Raw genomic sequence first — 16,612 nt, 5'->3', positions numbered from 1 at the left:
AAAATGCAGACAATTGCCGGTAAAATAGGGAGAGTCGGGCATCAAGTGCAAGGGTGCGTATCGATCAGCATTGGGTGAAATGAAAGAATCACACGAAAACCGCAGTGATTTAGCGCCTGACAGCCAAGCGGAAAAATTTGGCGGAAACGCCAGTTTTACCGGCAAAGGCAGGGCTAAAGGTAAAGACCATAACCCACGCGAACCCAAAAAGCCGCGCCGGGTAACGCGCGACTATCTGATGAATTATGCCACCTGGTATCTGGAACGCTTTGCCGCGTCACGCGCCCGGCTTGAAAAACTGATGCGTGGTAAGATCAGGATTTCAGTTGCGGAATACGACACCGATCCGCAGGAAGCCGAAGAATGGATGAAAAGCGTTCTGAACACTTGCGAGAATGCCGGATTTATCAATGACACCGCCTATGCCAAGGGACGTGCCAGATCGCTTCTGCGCAAGGGCAAGGCCATACGGGTTATTGCCGCCGATCTGAATGCACGCGGCATTGCATCGCACATGATCGATGACACCATCACCGACCTCAGGCAGGAAGCCGATCAGGCGGCCTATGAAGATGTCCGGGGTACTGATCCCAACCTTGCCGCCGCCGCGGCCTATGCCCGACGCCGTCGGCTTGGCCCGTTTCGCCGCCCCGACCAGCGGGATGAAAAACGCGACAAGGATCTGGCCGCACTTGCACGACAGGGGTTTGGCTATGACACCGCCACCCGGATCATTGATAGCGATCTGGATCACCTGAACGATCTGCTCTCCATGATTGACGGCATCTGATTGTCGCCCTGGGGTTTTTCGAATCCCCGAAAGAAGGCGTTTCTGCGTTATGTGGAACAAATGCCGACCCGACAAGTTCCATAAAAGCGTAGACCCAAAGGCAAGACGAGAGAGATCAAGTCATGACCGCACAGACACGCAAGGCAACGCTTTACCGGATGGTGATGGACGAGCATATCTGCCCGTTCGGCCTGAAATCGCGCGATCTTTTGAAAAGCGAAGGATACGCCGTCGATGATCACTGGCTGACCACCCGGGAAGAAACCGACGACTTTCAGGCAGAACACAATGTCGATACGACACCGCAGACATTCATTGATGGCGAACGGATCGGTGGCCATGACGAATTGCGGGAATATTTCGGCAAGCCGGTAAATGATGGCAATTCGGTTACCTATCAGCCGGTCATTGCCGTTTTTGGCATGGCAGCCCTTATGGCGCTGGGCCTTAGCTGGGCTGCTTTTGGCGATTTCCTGACCGTTCGGGCAGTTGAATGGTTCATCGCAACGTCGATGTGCATCCTTGCCATCCTGAAGCTTCGGGATATCGAAAGTTTTTCCAACATGTTTCTGGGGTATGACCTGCTGGCGCAACGGTGGGTGCGATATGCCTATCTTTACCCGTTTGGTGAAGCACTGGCAGGTGTGCTTATGATTGTTGGCGCGCTTATGTGGATTGCAGTTCCCGTTGCCCTTTTCATCGGGACAATCGGGGCGATATCGGTTTTCAAGGCGGTTTATATCGACAAACGCAACCTCAAATGCGCCTGTGTCGGTGGGGACAGCAATGTTCCGCTTGGTTTCATTTCACTGACGGAAAACATCATGATGGTCGCGATGGCGATCTGGATGATGGTGAAATAGGCAACAACAGACTGGTGCAATCGGTATCGAGCCCCTAAAAAGAACCGATACAGGCTGCCTTTTACGTGAAGGAGAACCATGAATATGATGGTCCGTATCTATCACAATCCGCGTTGTTCCAAGTCGCGCCAGACTCTTGCACTGATTGAGGAGCAGGGGATTACCCCCGACGTGATCGAGTATCTGGATACACCACCCACCCCACAGGAATTAAAAGAAATTCTTGGCATGCTGGGCATGGCTCCGGAAGATATCCTGCGCAAGAAAGAAGCCAAAGAAGAAGGCATCGCCGATCTTCGTGGTGACGCCCTGATCGGGGCCCTGTGTGCCCATCCGCGCGCGATTGAACGCCCGATTGTGGTCAATGGCCACAAGGCCGCCCTTGGGCGACCGCCGGAAAGTGTTCTGGAAATTCTTTAGCGTCACCTGAAATATCGAATGACTTCAAACGCCTGTGCCATTTCCGCACGGGCGTTTTTCGTTATTAATAAAAGTCGAACGAGCGCAAAGTCATTATGTCTAATCCAAAGACATAAATGTCGGGAGGTTGCTGATGATTGCTGCGTTTGCCCTGATCCTTGTCTGCCAGCTGTTTGGCGAGGTGATATCGGAACTGTTTGACTTGCCTGTACCCGGCCCTGTGATCGGGCTTGGGCTTTTGTTTATCGGGCTGATTGTCAAACGCCACCCGCCCAAGGTTCTGACCGATGCCGCCGATAACCTTCTGATCCATTTTTCGCTGCTGTTCGTTCCGGCCGGTGTCGGTGTGGTGACACAGCTTGACCGGCTGCGTGGGGACTGGTTGCCGATTACGGCCGCCCTGATCTTTTCCACCCTGCTTGCGATGGTTCTGACCGCCCTTCTGATGTCGAAACTTCTTCCCAAACCCAAGGCATCCGTCGGCGACGGGGACGCAAAATAATGGGCGAGACAGATATCACGCAGCTTTGGGTTTATCTTTCGACCAAGCCATTGACCGGCCTTACCATTACGCTTGTCGCCTATTCCATCGGATTCTGGCTGTATCAGAAAACCGACCGCAATCCGGTTTGCAATCCGGTGGTCATCGCCATTGCATTGATTGCGTTGCTGCTGGAAAGCACCGGCACCCCCTATGCGACCTATTTCGAAGGGGCACAGTTCGTGCACTTCCTCTTGGGGCCGGCGACGGTGGCACTTGCCGTACCGCTGTTTCGCCAGATGGAAACACTGAAACGGGCATTGCCGGTGATTATTTTCGGTGTGCTGTTCGGATCGCTGGTTGCGAGTGTCAGCACAGTTGTTCTGGCCTGGATCCTTGGCGCGAGCCCGGAAACACTGGCTTCCCTAGCACCGAAATCGGTCACGACACCGGTTGCTATGGGTATTGCCGATGAAATTGGTGGTGTCCCGGCTCTGACTGCGGTTTGCGTGATCGCAACCGGCATTGTCGGGGCAACACTGGGCCCGATGGTGATGAATTTGGCCCGATTGAAAGACTGGCGGGCGCGCGGATTTGCCATGGGGGTTGCCGCACACGGAATCGGAACGGCACGGGCGTTTCAGGTCAATGAAACAGCCGGGGCGTTTTCAGGATTGGCGATGGGGTTAAATACGCTGGCCACCGCCCTGACCCTGCCATTCCTGTGGCATTGGTTCTTCGGGTGAGCCGAAACTCACCCGAAGCCACAAAACCCTTAACCGGCACGTAGCTGTTTGAGGAAGTCGGAGACCGTTCTGTGAAGGGTTTCGATCTGCCCTGACAGGGCACCGACATTTGTATCAAGCTCGCTTGCGGCAGCACCGCTGCTGCTTGCGGCCTGATGGATTTCCTCGATATTGCTGACAACCTCGCTTGAACCACGCGATGCGGTCGAGGCGCTATTGGCAATTTCACCAACAGCAGCATTCTGTTCGGACACTGACGACGAAATGCCATTGGTGATATCGTTGATGGTTGCGATGGTCTGGGTCACCTTTTCGATGGCCTCGACCGTCAGTTTGGTTTCACTTTGGATCGCGCCAATCTGTTGGGCAATTTCATCGGTTGCCTTTGCCGTCTGATTGGCAAGGTTTTTGACTTCCTGCGCAACAACAGCAAAGCCTTTGCCCGCCTCGCCGGCGCGGGCGGCCTCGATGGTGGCGTTTAGTGCCAGAAGGTTGGTCTGTGCGGCGATATCGTTAATCAGACTGACAACTTCGCCAATCCGCTCGGCAGCTTCGGCGAGGCCGCTAACCATTTCGTTGGCCCGCGATGCTTCGGTAACGGCGGTCTCCGCAATTGATGTCGATTCGTCAACCTGGCTTCCGATGCCGGTAATTGATGCCGAAAGTTCCTCGGTCGCGGCGGCAACAGTCTGCACGCTTCGGGCTGACTCGTTGGCCGCTTCGCTGACATGGCTGCTTTGGCGAACCGAATGATCGGCAGAATCCCGCATCTGACGGGTCGAGCGCATCATGCCCTCGGTCGCCTGACGCACCGACGAAACGATCTGACCGACCGATTCCTCAAGTTGCTTAGCAAGACGGTTGCGTTGCTGAACGCGTTCATCCTCGTTACGTTTTTCGGCTGTGATGCGTGCTTCTTCGGCTTCCTTGATCTGGCCTGCTGTTTCCTTCCAGCGGACAAGACCATCGGCAATCACACCGATCTCATCGGTTCGCCCGGTATAGGCGACTTCACCGGAAAAATCGCGATCCACAAATCGGGCGATGGTATTGCCCAGAACGTGAAGCGGGCCAAGCTGCCAGCGCAACAGAACCACCAGCAACACCCCGGCGATCAGGGCAACGACAATACCTGCAATCGCGATACGAAGCTCGATAGCAGTTGCAACTTCGGCAACTTCGGCCTTGGCAATACCGACATAAAGAATGCCGATCACATCACCGCCCGGATTAAAGATCGGCGTATATTGGGTGATATAGGCGGTGCCAAGAATGACCGCCTCGCCACGGAATGTTTTTCCCGAGGTGGTAGGGCCATAGGCAGCACTGCCATTCCCCAGCATCGTACCAACGGCCCGCTGGCCATCTGGTTTGATGATATTGGTCGAAACGCGGATGAAGTCCTTTTCGGCAGGCACCCAGGAAAACACAGTTGCCGTCTGGCCTGTGGCGGTTCCGATACGGTCGATCAGGCTATGCGATGAAAGATCGGGAATTTCCGGCATAACCAGTTTGGTCGTTTCACCATCGGCGCCGATGGTCACTTTCAAATCCGGATAGGCATCCTGCAACAAAAGAGCGGCAACACGCAGGTTGAGCTTTTGCGATTGCAGACTGGTATCACTGACCTGCTGATCAATACGCTGCATGATCACAACGCCAAGCAGGAAAATACCGCTGATCAAAATGATCAAAGCGGCCAACGCAACCTTGAAAACAATACTTCTGGACATGATCTATCGCCCCCTGACCCCATTGCACTGGCCCCCAAGACACCAACGCAAAAAACTCCCACAACCCATAATCCTGACCGATAGTCAGGATGGATCAGACCTGAACAACATAGCGATTTAAAAATCGCATTTATCCTATTGGAATCTGGTGTTCTTTAACTGTCAGTTCAAGAACAGAATATCAAAACAACTGAACATTTGTGCAAAAAATGATCAAAACGACCAGAAAGCCAAATTTCGGCAGATCCGTAATGCTCAGTAATCGACCTTGACGAAATAAAGCCCGTCAGCCGGAGCAGTCGGGCCGCCTGCCTTACGATCGCAAGCTTCCAGTGCTGTTTTGACGTCAATCGGCTTCCAGTTGCCCTTGCCGACCAGAACAAGAGTACCGACCATATTACGAACCTGATGATGCAGGAATGACCGGCTTTCGGTATGCACACGAATATCAAGCGGGTCATGCTCGCTGCGCGTCACGACAAGCTTTTCCAGTGTTTTGATCGGGCTTTTGGCCTGGCATTCGCTTGCGCGGAAGGTTGTGAAGTCATGCGTACCGATAAGATAGGCCGCAGCTTCGTTCATCGCATCAATATCAAGCGGCTTGAAAATGCCCCATGCAAGACCGGCATCAATCGTCAGCGGCGCACGCCGATTGATGATGCGATACATGTAGTACCGTTTCTTGGATGAAAACCGGGCGTGAAAGTCTTCACCGACTTCAACGCAGTCAATCACGGCAACCGGGTCAGGTTTGAGGTGATGATTGATTGCATTCATTACGGCATCGGCCGGATAGGTACGGGGCAGGTCAAAATGCACGACTTGGCCAAACGCATGTACCCCGGCATCGGTTCGGCCAGATACATATACGCGTACGAATTCGCCGATGAACTTTTCCAGCGCGGTTTCAAAAACCTGCTGGACCGAGATCACCTCGTCCTGGAACTGCCACCCGTGATAGGGACGTCCATTATATTCGACGGTACATTTATAGCGCTGCATCGGGTGCTTATAACCAAGCTTCAAAACAAAAACGAGGGATGATGATCACCCCTCGTTTCGTAATGGATCACAACGGTGAAACTTACTTCATCCCGTCGCGGTCAAAACCAAGACGCAGGCGAAGAGCGTTCAGCTTGATGAAGCCTTCTGCGTCGCGCTGGTTGTAAACGGTATCAGCTTCGAAGGTGACATGCTCTTCGGAGTAGATCGAGTTCGGCGACTTGCGGCCGGTAACCGTGACGTTGCCCTTGTACAGGTCAAGACGAACAACACCGTTGACGGTTTTCTGGGTTTCGTCGATCAGGCGCTGCAGGGCCTGACGTTCCGGCGACCACCAGTAGCCATTATAGATCATCTCGGCGTAACGCGGCATCAGCTCGTCCTTGAGGTGACCGGCATTACGGTCAAGCGTAATGCTTTCCATTGCGCGGTGCGCCACCGACAGGATGGTGCCACCCGGGGTTTCGTAAACGCCGCGCGATTTCATGCCGACATAACGGTTTTCGACCAGATCAAGACGACCGATGCCGTTTTTGCCCGCAACGTCGTTCAGCTTGGTCAGAAGGGTCGCCGGACTCATACGTTCACCGTTCACGGCAACCGGATTACCCTGTTCAAACTCGATTTCAATCGTGGTGATCGCATCGGGTGCATTTTGCGGCGACACGGTACGTTCGAACATCTGTTCGTTCGGCTTGACCCACGGATCTTCCAGCGCCTTGCCTTCATAGGAAATGTGCAGAAGGTTGGCATCGGTTGAATATGGGGGCTCATCCCCGCCCAGCTTGTCAGCCGAGATCGGAATCTGATGTTCGCGGGCAAAGTTAAGAAGGGCGGTACGCGAATTCAGTTTCCATTCACGCCAAGGCGCAATGACCTTTACGTTCGGCTTAAGCGCATAATAGCCAAGCTCGAAACGGACCTGATCGTTGCCCTTGCCGGTCGCGCCGTGGGAAACGGCATCTGCACCGACTTCTTCGGCGATTTCAATCTGGCGTTTGGCAATCAGCGGACGCGCGATTGAGGTACCGAGCAGATACACACCTTCATAAAGGGCGTTCGCACGGAACATCGGGAAGACATAGTCGCGAACGAATTCTTCGCGCAGATCTTCGATGAAAATCTGTTTGACGCCAAACATCTCGGCTTTCTTGCGGGCGGGTTCCAGTTCCTCGCCCTGGCCGAGATCGGCGGTGAAAGTCACGACTTCGCAGTTATATTCTTCGCGCAGCCATTTCAGGATGATGGAGGTATCAAGCCCGCCTGAATAGGCAAGCACCACCTTTTTGACCTGATCGCTCATTGGAGTGACGCCTTTCTTCTTCCGATGTAAACCGGGGCGCGGCACATTCAGGCCAACGTCCCTTGCGGGGTTGCAACACATACATTGCAAAAGTCCCCTAGACCTTGAGCGCGGAGTATAGGAAAACACTACTGCCGGGCAAGGGGCAAGATGCCCTTCCGGCCAAAAAGGCGCAAAAAGTACGAAAATTCCACCCCGCTTTTGGAAAAATTCACCCTGAATGCTGCGAAATATCGAAGAAACCGAAATCGATCTGCCGCAAATCGGCCCCTTGCCGGTCCGGTTGCGGCCAAGCGCGCGTGCGACGCGACTCAAATTGCGGATCGATCCGGCATTTGACGGTGTTGAAATCGTCGTTCCGAACGGTATATCGCGCAAAACAGCGATCTCGATGCTGTATCAGCATGGCGACTGGGTCACCGCCCATATGAGCCGCCTGCCTGAACGTGTGCAGTTCGTTCCGGGGGCCTGGGTGCCGTTCATGGGTAATGAACATGCGATCCGCACGGTGCCCGACGCCAAGCGCGGTGTTTGGGCCGAAGCAGGTGTCATCTGGGTTTCGGGACTTCCGGAGCATACCAATCGCCGGGTTTCCGACTGGCTGAAAAAGCAGGCAAAGCTTGAAATCGCGCCCCGTGCGCACGCCTATGCCGAACGGATCGGCAAGAAGGTCAATCGCATTTCGCTGAAAGATACGCGAACGCGCTGGGGCAGTTGTTCATCGAATGGCAATCTGTCCTTTAGCTGGCGACTCGTCCTCGCCCCTGAAGATGTGCTGGATTACGTCGTCGCCCACGAGGTCGCCCATCTTCAGGAACTGAACCATAGTGCGCGTTTCTGGGCTGTCGTCGAAGATCTTTATGGCCCATCAAAGAAACAGCAGCACTGGTTAAAGAAGAACGGTTCAGCCCTGCATCGTTATGGCGCAGGCAGCTAAACGCCCCACCCGGAGTCCCTGATATGCTGATCCCTATTGAAATCCTGCTGATTTTCATCCCGACCGCGCTGGCGCTGAACATGACGCCGGGTAACGACATGCTGTTTTGTCTGGGGCAGGGGATCAAATCCGGGCCGCGTGCCGGTTTAGCCGCCAGCTTCGGGATTGCGACGGGGGCCATGATCCATACGCTTCTTGCCGGCTTGGGACTGGCTGCCATGGTGGCCGCCCATCCGGTTGCGCTGGAAATTCTGCGATGGGCGGGGATTGGCTATCTGGTATGGCTGGCCATTCAGTCCTTCCGGGATCGCGGGGACGTTCTGAAACCAACGAAAACCGCACCGGCTACCGCGATGAAAGCCTGGGGCGACGGGATCGTCGTCAATCTGCTCAATCCCAAGATCATTGTGTTCGTTCTCGCCTTCATTCCCCAATTCGTCGATCCGGGACGCGGATCGGTGCTGGCGCAGTTTCTGATCCTTGGCGTAATCCTGAATATCGGCGGCACGATCATCAATTGTCTGGTGGGCGGTTTTGCCGGAAAACTTGGTCAGTTCCTATCGCGTTCGGCCCGCCTGGCACGCGCGTTTCAGATTTTCACCGGTTGCGTATTTCTGGCACTGGCTGCACGCCTTGCCTTTGACCGGCGCGCATAGGTTACAGCACACAGCCTGCATTGCGCAGATTAGGCAATTCCGCCCGCAGGAAAGACAAAAACCGGCGTTCAACCGCGCTGAGTTCCCCCGATGATCGGAAAAGTGCGACGTCCCATTCGATTGCCGGGGTCAGCGGGCGTGCGACAACCTTTTCCTCGTCGACCAGCAAAGTGGCAAACGGATCAATAACAGCGATACCGACATTGCGTTCAACCAGTCGGGAAATGGTTCGGATGGTGCGGGCTTCGACCGCGATCTTGCGCGGCCAGCCTGCGATCTGGAAAATGTAATCAATCTTGGTGCGAAGAGGCGATCCGATCGAAAGTTCGACAAAGCTTTCACCGCGCAAAAGATCGATATCAATGGTTTCAAATCCGGCCAGCCGGTGATTGCGCGGCATCAGGCACACCGCGCGACATTGCGCAAGCGGCATGACTTCCATATTGGGATCCTGAAGGTCAAGCGTGATGCCGATTCCCAAATCACATTGCCGGGTCGTCACCATATCAAGCATGCCTTCAAGACCGGTATCGGTAATACTGACGGCAACATTGGGATGGGCACACTTGAACTTTGCAACCACATCAAGAAGATAGGTATCAACATAGATCGGCTGGGCCGCAATCCGGATGCTGCCAAGCTGCTCGTTGGCAATCGCGCGGGCCTGTGTTTCGATTTCACGCAGAGAATTAAGCGACCGCAGAACCGTTGTGTGAAACTGCAATGCCTCGGTCGTTGGCGAAAGCTGGTTTCGTTTGCGGTTGAACAACGCAAACCCGACAGATTTTTCAAAACTGTTTAACAACCGACTGACCATGGGCTGACTGATATTCATGGCCTGTGCTGCCTTGGTGACGGAACCGTAGGTCATAAAGGCGTTGAAGCTTTCAAGTTCTCGCAAATTCATCGGTTGGCCTGCGACTCATTTCAGTATGTAAATTAGTTATACTGAAATTAATTTTTTGCGTCACGAGTTATAGTTTGCGATGGAATGTATACAAAACAAAAAACGACGAGCTCGGGCAATCCTGCCACCACCAAACAGGGAGACATGAAAAATGTTTCGACAGCTCAAAAAGGCCGCGACTTTTGCGGCTGCAGTTCTTGCAACCACAACACTGGTTTCGACCGCACAGGCCGCTGACTATCCAGAAAAAGCCATCACCCTTGTCGTGCCTTATGGCGCAGGTGGCGCATCGGATCTGGCCGGTCGTGCCTTGGCTGAAACCGCGCGCAATTACACCAACGAACAGCCGGTCGTGGTTGTGAACAAAACCGGCAATGGTGGCATGAATGGTGCCCGTTACGTCACCGAACAGAAGCCGGATGGTTACACCCTGCTGCTGTCACGCGTTGGCATGGCGCTTTACCCGGCCGTTTACACCGACAGCCCGGTTGCCTGGGATGATTACACCTTCCTTGGCATTCTTGAATCAACCCCGATGATCCTTGCAGTCAATGCAAACTCGGACATCAAAACCGTTGATGAGCTGCTTGCCAAAATCAAATCAAGCAATGGCGCGACCACCTATGCTGCATCCGGCCCCACCGCGATTGACGGCTTTACGGTTCAGGCCCTTCTGGCCGATGCCGATCTGGATCCGCTGTCTGCTTCCACCCTCGTGCCATACAAAGGCGGCAGCGCCCTTGCCGCAGCTCTTCTTGGCGGTCACGTCGACTTCCTGGCTATTGCGGCCGGTTCGCTGATGCCTCACATCGAAGCTGGCAAAATGCGTGCACTGATGGTTTACGCTCCGAAACGCATGGATGCCCTTCCTGACGTTCCAACTGCCAAGGAACTTGGTTACAATCTTGCCGGACAGGTTGACGGCTGGAGCGCATTGTTCGCCCCGAAAGATCTGCCGGAAGACGTTGTTGCAAAATGGAAAGACATCCTTTCGAACGTTGCAACCAACGACCAGTGGCTTGATCTTGCCAAGAAACGCGGCTCTGTCTCAGTCGTTGGTGATCAGGACCCGGCTGCCTTCGTCAAGAGCCAGTACGAGCTCTATAACGGCATGGCCAAGAAATTCGGTTACATTCAGTAATCCGCACCCCTTAATTTTCTGAATGTGAGACGGAACCATGACTCCCAATCGCGATTTTTATACCGGACTGATCGCAACGGCATTCTTTGCCTTTGTCCTGTTCGTCCTGATCCCGATCTATGTGAAGGTTCCGTCTTTCATTCCAGGATTTGCCCCGCCACCTGATATGTGGCCACGTGTTATTACCGTGGTCGGGCTGGTTATGGGCATCCTTGCCATTCTTTTAGCCATTCCAAAGATGCGGGCGACCGCGAACGACCGTGTCATGTCAATTGGCGCAACAATGCACCGAAATCGTAAACTGATTGTGCGTTTTGCCGGAGTCCTGATCGGCTTTGCCGCATTCGCCTATGCGATGCCGGAAATCGGTTTTGTCCCCGCGACCATTCTGCTTCTGGCCTATCTTTTCCTGATGACCGGCAATTACAGCCGCAAAATCTGGATGATCGGACTGACAATCGTTTTTCCGATCCTGCTTTATCTTGTTTTCACCGAAGTCACCCACACGCCTTTCCCCGAAGGCCATCTGTTTTCGGCATTAGCGGCCGATTTCGTGACCCTGATCTGATTTGAAAGCGCCCCTTCATGTGGAATGAACTGCTTTACGCCTTTGAAGCCGTCGCAACGCTGCCCAACTTCATTGCCATGGCGGCCGGGATCTGGGGTGGTGTGATCATCGGTGCCATACCGGGTATGACCGGTACGATGGCCGTGACCCTTGCCCTGCCATTTACCTTCTATCTGCCGCCGGTCACCAGCATTCTGCTTCTGGTTGCCCTTTACAAAGGGTCGACCTATGGCGGATCGATTTCGGCGATCCTGATCAAAACGCCGGGTACCGCGTCTGCGGCCTGTACCGTTCTTGATGGTTATCCCCTTGCCCAGCAGGGCAAAGGTGGCAAGGCGCTTAATATGGCGCTGGTTTCAAGCTGCATTGGCGACTTTATTTCGAATATCTCGCTGTTCTTCCTGGCGATGCCGCTTGCGATGTTTGCACTTCGGGTCGGACCGCCGGAATATTTCATGCTGATGGCCTTTTCACTGACCATCGTTGCCAGCATTTCAGGTCGGTCACTTGTTCTTGGCATCATTTCCGCCTGTATCGGTTTGCTTCTGGCAACCGTGGGCGAGGATATATATGGCTCGTTCCGTTTTGCGGTAACAGAAGACATGAAATCGGGTCTTGGTGTTGTACCGGTGCTGATCGGACTGTTTGCCTTGCCGGAACTGATCAAGATGATCGTCTTCCGGCCCGAGGACAACAATGCGGCCATGAAGCTTGGCGATAACCGCCTGACCATGGCCGAATTCCGCGGCAGCGTGAAATCGATCCTGCGGGGCAGTGTTATCGGTGTGATACTCGGCGCCATTCCGGGCATCGGGCCGTCAACTGCCGCTTTCTTTTCCTATAGCGAAGCCCGCCGGACATCGAAAAACGGCGATAAATTCGGCGAAGGCGAACTAGAAGGCGTTGCGGCATCCGAGTCTGCCAACAATGGCTGCTGCGGGGCGACCATGATCCCGCTTCTCGCACTCGGTGTTCCGGGTGACGTCATTACGGGTGTGATGCTGGGCGCATTTATGATCCATGGCCTGACGCCGGGTCCGCTGCTTTTCCAGAACAATATCGGTGAAGTCTATTCGCTGTTTATCGGCATCCTGTTCAGTTCGGTGTTCCTGTTTGTTGCCGGCAAACTGACGGCAGGTGCCTTTGCGAAAATTTCGCGCATTCCCCAGACGCTGCTTTTGCCCTGCATTCTGGTTCTGTGCGTGTTTGGCATCTATTCGATCGGTGCCAGCCCGTTTGATGTCAGCGTCCTTCTGGTCATGGGGATTGTCGGCTTCGTCATGATGATCCTGAACATTCCGGCAGCACCGTTCCTGATTGCCTTCATTCTGGGGCCGATGTTCGAAGACAATATGCGCCGGTCGCTGGCAATTTCGCGCGGCGATCTGGGCGTATTCTTCCATTCGTGGATTTCATGGGCGTTCTTTGCCCTGACCGTCCTGTTCATCGCCCTGACCATTCGCCGTGAATGGCAGAAATGGCGCGAGAAGTCCCGCAATACGGCGCAGTCGGCCTAATATTCCGAGAAACGAGAAGCGATAATAAAATGAGCAAACCAAACATGTCCCGCCTGCATAATGCCATTGATCTGCTTGGCAAACTTGTGGCGTTCGACACCACCAGCAAGAACTCGAATCTCGGTCTGATCCATTTTGTCCGTGACTATCTCGCGCAATATGGCATCGAAAGCACACTGTTCCATGACGAAACCGGCGAGAAGGCAAACCTTCTGGCAACCATCGGTCCGAAGGATGTCCCTGGCATCGCGCTTTCGGGGCATACAGACGTGGTTCCCGCCCTTGAAAAAAGCTGGATCAGCCCGGCATTTGAACTGACCGAACGCGACGGCAAACTGTTTGGTCGCGGTTCTGCCGACATGAAAGGTTTTTCGGCCTGTGCGCTGGCAATGGTTCCGGAACTGGTCAAACGCGATCTGGCGATCCCGTTCCATCTTTGCCTGTCCTATGACGAGGAAGTCGGTTGCCTGGGTGTGGGTTCGATGGTCGATCATCTGGCAAACCTTAAAACTCCGCCACGCCTTGCCGTGATTGGCGAACCGACCGAGATGAAAGTCATCAATGGTCAGAAGGGTAAATTTTCGATGCGGGTTGCCGTCACCGGAACAGCCGGGCATTCATCCTTTGCCCCCCGCCATGTCAACGCCATCGAATATGCGGCACGCGCCATTACGATGATTTCCGATCTGGCACGTGAATTTGAAGAAAACGGCCCCTTCGACAATGACTTCACGGTGCCGCATAGCACCATGCTGACCACCACCATTGGCGGCGGAACAGCGACCAATGTCACACCGGATTTCTGTGAATTCACGTTCGAAATTCGCCATCTGCCGGAACACGACGCCAAGGCCGTCCTTGACGGGATCAAAGAGAAAATCCTTGAAACCCTCGATGCGGAAATGAAAGCCAAAGAAGCCGAAACCGGATTTGAATGGGAAGAAATCTTTTCCTATCCCGGAATGGGTGATTGCACGGATGCAGAAGCGTTCGAGCTGGTTCGCAACATCGTCCCGGAAGTTTCGGGCAAGGTTTCTTACGGTTCCGAAGGCGGGATTTTCGAAAAGCAGGGCAATATCCCGTCGATCATCTGCGGTCCTGGCAGTATCAAACAGGCCCATAAGGCCAATGAATTCATCGAAATTTCGCAGATCGAGGAATGTCTGGAATTCCTCGAGAAGCTCAGTGATCAGGCTGTAGCGGCCTGATGCTCTCGCCGATGTACCGCCCTGAACGGTGCATGCGGATGTCCTTGCGATGCAAGGGGAAGATTGCACCCCTGACCCTTGATCACATCGCGATATTCGACAGGTGAGACCTCCCTCGGCTTCGTCGGACTCCCCCGATGAAGCCATGCAAACTGCAAACTTGATGGCCGGTTTTCCGTAACGGATACCGGCCATTTTTTCTTGGCCGAAACGAAAAGGGGCGATGCATCCGCACCGCCCCTGAAGCACCTTTGCGGTACTTGTGTCAAAGCCGGTTACTGCTTTTTGTTGCCGGTTGTGAAGCCAGAAGTAAAGTCACGCCAACTACCGTCTTCGCCCACCTTTTGCGACCGCGCAAGCGCAGCCTTGCCAAGTGAGCGAACCGGCAGGTTCTGATGAGCATGCAGCATGAAATCATGCCAAAGCTTGGCTGGAAGGTCCCCCCCGGACACATCATCCATCGGACTGCCGTTATCATTCCCCATCCAGACCCCTGCAACCAGTTCAGCGGTATAGCCAATGAACCACGCATCACGGGAATCCGATGTTGTGCCCGTCTTGCCCGCAGCAGGGCGATCAATGATCGCATTGCGTCCCGTGCCCTTGGCAACAACAGATGACAGCATATTGTTCATTTCCCCCGCGTGCAGCGGGTTCATCAGACGGACAGGGAATTCGTCATTGCGCTCATATAGAACTTCGCCGCCCTGACCGACAATTTTACGGATCGCATGCGGAAACACCGAAAATCCGCCATTGGCGACGATGGCATAGGCACCGGTCAGCTCAAGCATCGAAACCTCGCTGGTGCCCAATGCCAGACTGGGTTCCCGCCCGAGTTCGGCAGAAACACCCATATCGTGAGCCTTTTTGATCACATTATCCAACCCGACTTCCATGGCGACCTGAACCGCGATTGAATTATTCGATGTTGCCACCGCATCGCGGATCGACATGGTGCCATGGTGTTTGCGATCAAAGTTTCGCGGTTCCCATCCGTTAACGGATATTGCCATGTCACGCATCCAGTCGTTCGACCCGATCCCCTTATCCAAGGCTGCCAGATACACAAACAGTTTGAACACGGAACCGGGCTGGCGCCGTGCCTGTGTCACACGGTTATACTGGCTTTCGAAATAGTTACGCCCACCAACCATTGCGCGAACGGCCCCATCCGGGGTCATCGCCAGAAGGGATGCCTGGCCTACACGCTTTTGCTGCGCAACGGGGCTTGCCAAAGCACGTTCGAGATTGAGTTCGGCAATTTCCTGAAGACGGGAATCAAGTGTGGTGTTGATCGTCAGATCCTGATCAACGTAACCGATGTAATCACGGACACGATCCAGCACCCAATCGGTAAAATGCCGGACACCGGGCCCGCTTTTTCCCTGTCGAGTGGTACGGACAGTCCGCTGTTTGGCGCGCTCGGCACGCGCGCCAGTAATCACCCCATTTGATGCCATGGCATCGAGAACAATATTGGCGCGTTTTGCGGAATCTTCTGGATCAACCAGCGGGTTGTAACGACTTGGTGCCTTTGGCAATCCAGCCAGAACTGCCGCCTCGTAAAGATTAAGGCGCCGAGGGTCGGTTCCGAAATAGTGCCGGGACGCGGCATCAATGCCATACATCCCCGATCCGAAATAAATACGGTTCAGATAAAGCGACAGAATCTGTTGCTTGGAAAATTTGAATTCCAGCCAAAGCGCCAGCAGGACTTCTTCGATTTTACGCCCGAAATTGCGTTCCGGTGACAGGAACAGATTCTTTGCAAGTTGCTGGGTGATCGTGCTACCGCCCTCGGCGATACGCCCTGACATCAGATTGACCCAGCTGGCACGCAGAATCCCTAGAATATCGATACCAAAGTGATCGTAAAACCGGCGATCTTCGATGGAAACAAACGCCTGTCCGACATGGTCCGGCAGATCTCCGACCTCTACCGGGCTACCATAACGATCACCGTAAGAACCGAGTACCACGCCATCAACGCTGACAACGCGGATGGAAGGCTTACGTTCGCTGGCAACCTCGAAGCTTACCTTTTCAGGCAGTCCGTAACCGTAATAAGCAACCACTCCGCCAGCAATAACCAGCCCCCAAATCCCCATAATAACAATAAAACGTGCAATCGCCTCGGGCCCCGGGATCATCCCGCCGATTTTGCTTAAAATGCCCGACCCGTTTTTCTTGCTGCTTGTGCTGCTGGCGCCACTAGCACGCTTCTTGTTGCGTTTACGCGGCGTCGTTGCCCCCTTGCGCACGGTCTGCTGTCGTTTGAATGGTCTTTGGGCCACGAAGCACCTTTGATATCAAATAGGGACGCCGGTTTGTGCCCGT

At 54.2% G+C, this 16,612-nt stretch carries 16 protein-coding genes; 11 read left to right on the top strand and 5 right to left on the bottom strand.

Annotated features, from left to right (window positions below):
- The first annotated feature begins 79 nt into the window (after positions 1-79).
- From BC440_RS00150 to BC440_RS00130, 5 genes are all read left to right on the top strand, one after another.
- Complete coding sequence (locus BC440_RS00150) at positions 80-790, top strand: RecX family transcriptional regulator (RefSeq protein WP_063092101.1); 711 nt, start codon at positions 80-82, stop codon at positions 788-790.
- Positions 791-912: 122 nt separating this feature from the next.
- Complete coding sequence (locus BC440_RS00145) at positions 913-1,653, top strand: MauE/DoxX family redox-associated membrane protein (protein ID WP_063092100.1); 741 nt, start codon at positions 913-915, stop codon at positions 1,651-1,653.
- Between the two features lie 78 nt (positions 1,654-1,731).
- On the top strand, positions 1,732-2,073 hold the full coding sequence (arsC, locus tag BC440_RS00140; RefSeq protein WP_063092099.1) for an arsenate reductase (glutaredoxin): 342 nt from the start codon (positions 1,732-1,734) through the stop codon (positions 2,071-2,073).
- 133 nt (positions 2,074-2,206) lie between these two features.
- Positions 2,207-2,575 (top strand): CidA/LrgA family protein, encoded by a 369-nt coding sequence (locus BC440_RS00135; protein WP_062960199.1) that lies wholly within the window; start codon positions 2,207-2,209, stop codon positions 2,573-2,575.
- On the top strand, positions 2,575-3,300 hold the full coding sequence (locus tag BC440_RS00130; RefSeq protein ID WP_062949716.1) for an LrgB family protein: 726 nt from the start codon (positions 2,575-2,577) through the stop codon (positions 3,298-3,300). Before BC440_RS00135 ends, BC440_RS00130 begins: the two co-directional genes overlap by 1 nt.
- Before the next feature lie 29 nt (positions 3,301-3,329).
- On the opposite strand, the gene BC440_RS00125 is transcribed toward BC440_RS00130, so the two are convergent.
- The 3 genes from BC440_RS00125 to BC440_RS00115 form a co-directional block, all read right to left on the bottom strand.
- The gene (locus tag BC440_RS00125; RefSeq protein ID WP_063092098.1) at positions 3,330-5,033 is read right to left on the bottom strand and encodes a methyl-accepting chemotaxis protein; all 1,704 of its coding nucleotides are present in this window, start codon (positions 5,031-5,033) and stop codon (positions 3,330-3,332) included.
- 255 nt (positions 5,034-5,288) lie between these two features.
- On the bottom strand, positions 5,289-6,035 hold the full coding sequence (gene truA / locus BC440_RS00120; protein WP_063092144.1) for a tRNA pseudouridine(38-40) synthase TruA: 747 nt from the start codon (positions 6,033-6,035) through the stop codon (positions 5,289-5,291).
- Between the two features lie 82 nt (positions 6,036-6,117).
- Positions 6,118-7,338: an argininosuccinate synthase gene (locus BC440_RS00115; RefSeq protein ID WP_063092097.1), complete on the bottom strand. Its 1,221-nt coding sequence runs from the start codon at positions 7,336-7,338 to the stop codon at positions 6,118-6,120.
- A 220-nt stretch (positions 7,339-7,558) separates the two neighbouring features.
- Between BC440_RS00115 and BC440_RS00110 the strand changes: the two genes are divergently transcribed.
- Positions 7,559-8,275, top strand: coding sequence for a SprT family zinc-dependent metalloprotease (locus BC440_RS00110; RefSeq protein WP_063092096.1), 717 nt, complete (start codon positions 7,559-7,561; stop codon positions 8,273-8,275).
- 23 nt (positions 8,276-8,298) lie between these two features.
- Positions 8,299-8,931, top strand: a complete 633-nt coding sequence (locus BC440_RS00105; RefSeq protein WP_063092095.1) for a LysE family translocator — start codon at positions 8,299-8,301, stop codon at positions 8,929-8,931.
- A 1-nt stretch (position 8,932) separates the two neighbouring features.
- Here the strand turns inward: BC440_RS00105 and BC440_RS00100 are convergent, their stop codons facing one another.
- Complete coding sequence (locus BC440_RS00100; RefSeq protein ID WP_007088306.1) at positions 8,933-9,838, bottom strand: LysR substrate-binding domain-containing protein; 906 nt, start codon at positions 9,836-9,838, stop codon at positions 8,933-8,935.
- A gap of 151 nt (positions 9,839-9,989) precedes the next feature.
- Between BC440_RS00100 and BC440_RS00095 the strand changes: the two genes are divergently transcribed.
- Genes BC440_RS00095 through argE form a run of 4 tightly spaced genes read left to right on the top strand, consistent with a single transcriptional unit; the run spans position 9,990 to position 14,272 of the window.
- Entirely contained in the window at positions 9,990-10,979 is a 990-nt protein-coding gene (locus tag BC440_RS00095; protein ID WP_007088307.1) for a tripartite tricarboxylate transporter substrate binding protein, read from the top strand.
- 37 nt (positions 10,980-11,016) lie between these two features.
- Entirely contained in the window at positions 11,017-11,547 is a 531-nt protein-coding gene (locus BC440_RS00090; protein ID WP_063092094.1) for a tripartite tricarboxylate transporter TctB family protein, read from the top strand.
- A 17-nt stretch (positions 11,548-11,564) separates the two neighbouring features.
- On the top strand, positions 11,565-13,064 hold the full coding sequence (locus BC440_RS00085) for a tripartite tricarboxylate transporter permease (protein ID WP_063092093.1): 1,500 nt from the start codon (positions 11,565-11,567) through the stop codon (positions 13,062-13,064).
- Positions 13,065-13,108: 44 nt separating this feature from the next.
- A complete protein-coding gene (gene argE, locus BC440_RS00080) occupies positions 13,109-14,272 on the top strand; it encodes an acetylornithine deacetylase (RefSeq protein ID WP_230729507.1) in 1,164 nt (387 codons plus the stop codon).
- Positions 14,273-14,547: 275 nt separating this feature from the next.
- On the opposite strand, the gene BC440_RS00075 is transcribed toward argE, so the two are convergent.
- On the bottom strand, positions 14,548-16,569 hold the full coding sequence (locus BC440_RS00075; protein WP_063092092.1) for a PBP1A family penicillin-binding protein: 2,022 nt from the start codon (positions 16,567-16,569) through the stop codon (positions 14,548-14,550).
- Between the last annotated feature and the right edge of the window lie 43 nt (positions 16,570-16,612).

Source organism: Thalassospira sp. MIT1004 (genome assembly GCF_001858545.1).
GTDB lineage: Bacteria > Pseudomonadota > Alphaproteobacteria > Rhodospirillales > Thalassospiraceae > Thalassospira > Thalassospira xiamenensis.
The sequence above is the reverse complement of the archived record's forward strand: the minus strand, read 5'-3'. Positions and strand labels throughout refer to the sequence as shown.

Excerpts from the sequence above, each read along its gene's own strand:
- BC440_RS00150 (WP_063092101.1), top strand. The coding sequence starts at position 80 with ATGAAAGAATCACACGAAAACCGCAGTGATTTAGCGCCTGACAGCCAA.
- BC440_RS00145 (WP_063092100.1), top strand. The coding sequence starts at position 913 with ATGACCGCACAGACACGCAAGGCAACGCTTTACCGGATGGTGATGGAC.
- arsC (WP_063092099.1), top strand. The coding sequence starts at position 1,732 with ATGAATATGATGGTCCGTATCTATCACAATCCGCGTTGTTCCAAGTCG.
- BC440_RS00135 (WP_062960199.1), top strand. The coding sequence starts at position 2,207 with ATGATTGCTGCGTTTGCCCTGATCCTTGTCTGCCAGCTGTTTGGCGAG.
- BC440_RS00130 (WP_062949716.1), top strand. The coding sequence starts at position 2,575 with ATGGGCGAGACAGATATCACGCAGCTTTGGGTTTATCTTTCGACCAAG.
- BC440_RS00125 (WP_063092098.1), bottom strand. The coding sequence starts at position 5,033 with ATGTCCAGAAGTATTGTTTTCAAGGTTGCGTTGGCCGCTTTGATCATT.
- truA (WP_063092144.1), bottom strand. The coding sequence starts at position 6,035 with ATGCAGCGCTATAAATGTACCGTCGAATATAATGGACGTCCCTATCAC.
- BC440_RS00115 (WP_063092097.1), bottom strand. The coding sequence starts at position 7,338 with ATGAGCGATCAGGTCAAAAAGGTGGTGCTTGCCTATTCAGGCGGGCTT.
- BC440_RS00110 (WP_063092096.1), top strand. The coding sequence starts at position 7,559 with ATGCTGCGAAATATCGAAGAAACCGAAATCGATCTGCCGCAAATCGGC.
- BC440_RS00105 (WP_063092095.1), top strand. The coding sequence starts at position 8,299 with ATGCTGATCCCTATTGAAATCCTGCTGATTTTCATCCCGACCGCGCTG.
- BC440_RS00100 (WP_007088306.1), bottom strand. The coding sequence starts at position 9,838 with ATGAATTTGCGAGAACTTGAAAGCTTCAACGCCTTTATGACCTACGGT.
- BC440_RS00095 (WP_007088307.1), top strand. The coding sequence starts at position 9,990 with ATGTTTCGACAGCTCAAAAAGGCCGCGACTTTTGCGGCTGCAGTTCTT.
- BC440_RS00090 (WP_063092094.1), top strand. The coding sequence starts at position 11,017 with ATGACTCCCAATCGCGATTTTTATACCGGACTGATCGCAACGGCATTC.
- BC440_RS00085 (WP_063092093.1), top strand. The coding sequence starts at position 11,565 with ATGTGGAATGAACTGCTTTACGCCTTTGAAGCCGTCGCAACGCTGCCC.
- argE (WP_230729507.1), top strand. The coding sequence starts at position 13,109 with ATGTCCCGCCTGCATAATGCCATTGATCTGCTTGGCAAACTTGTGGCG.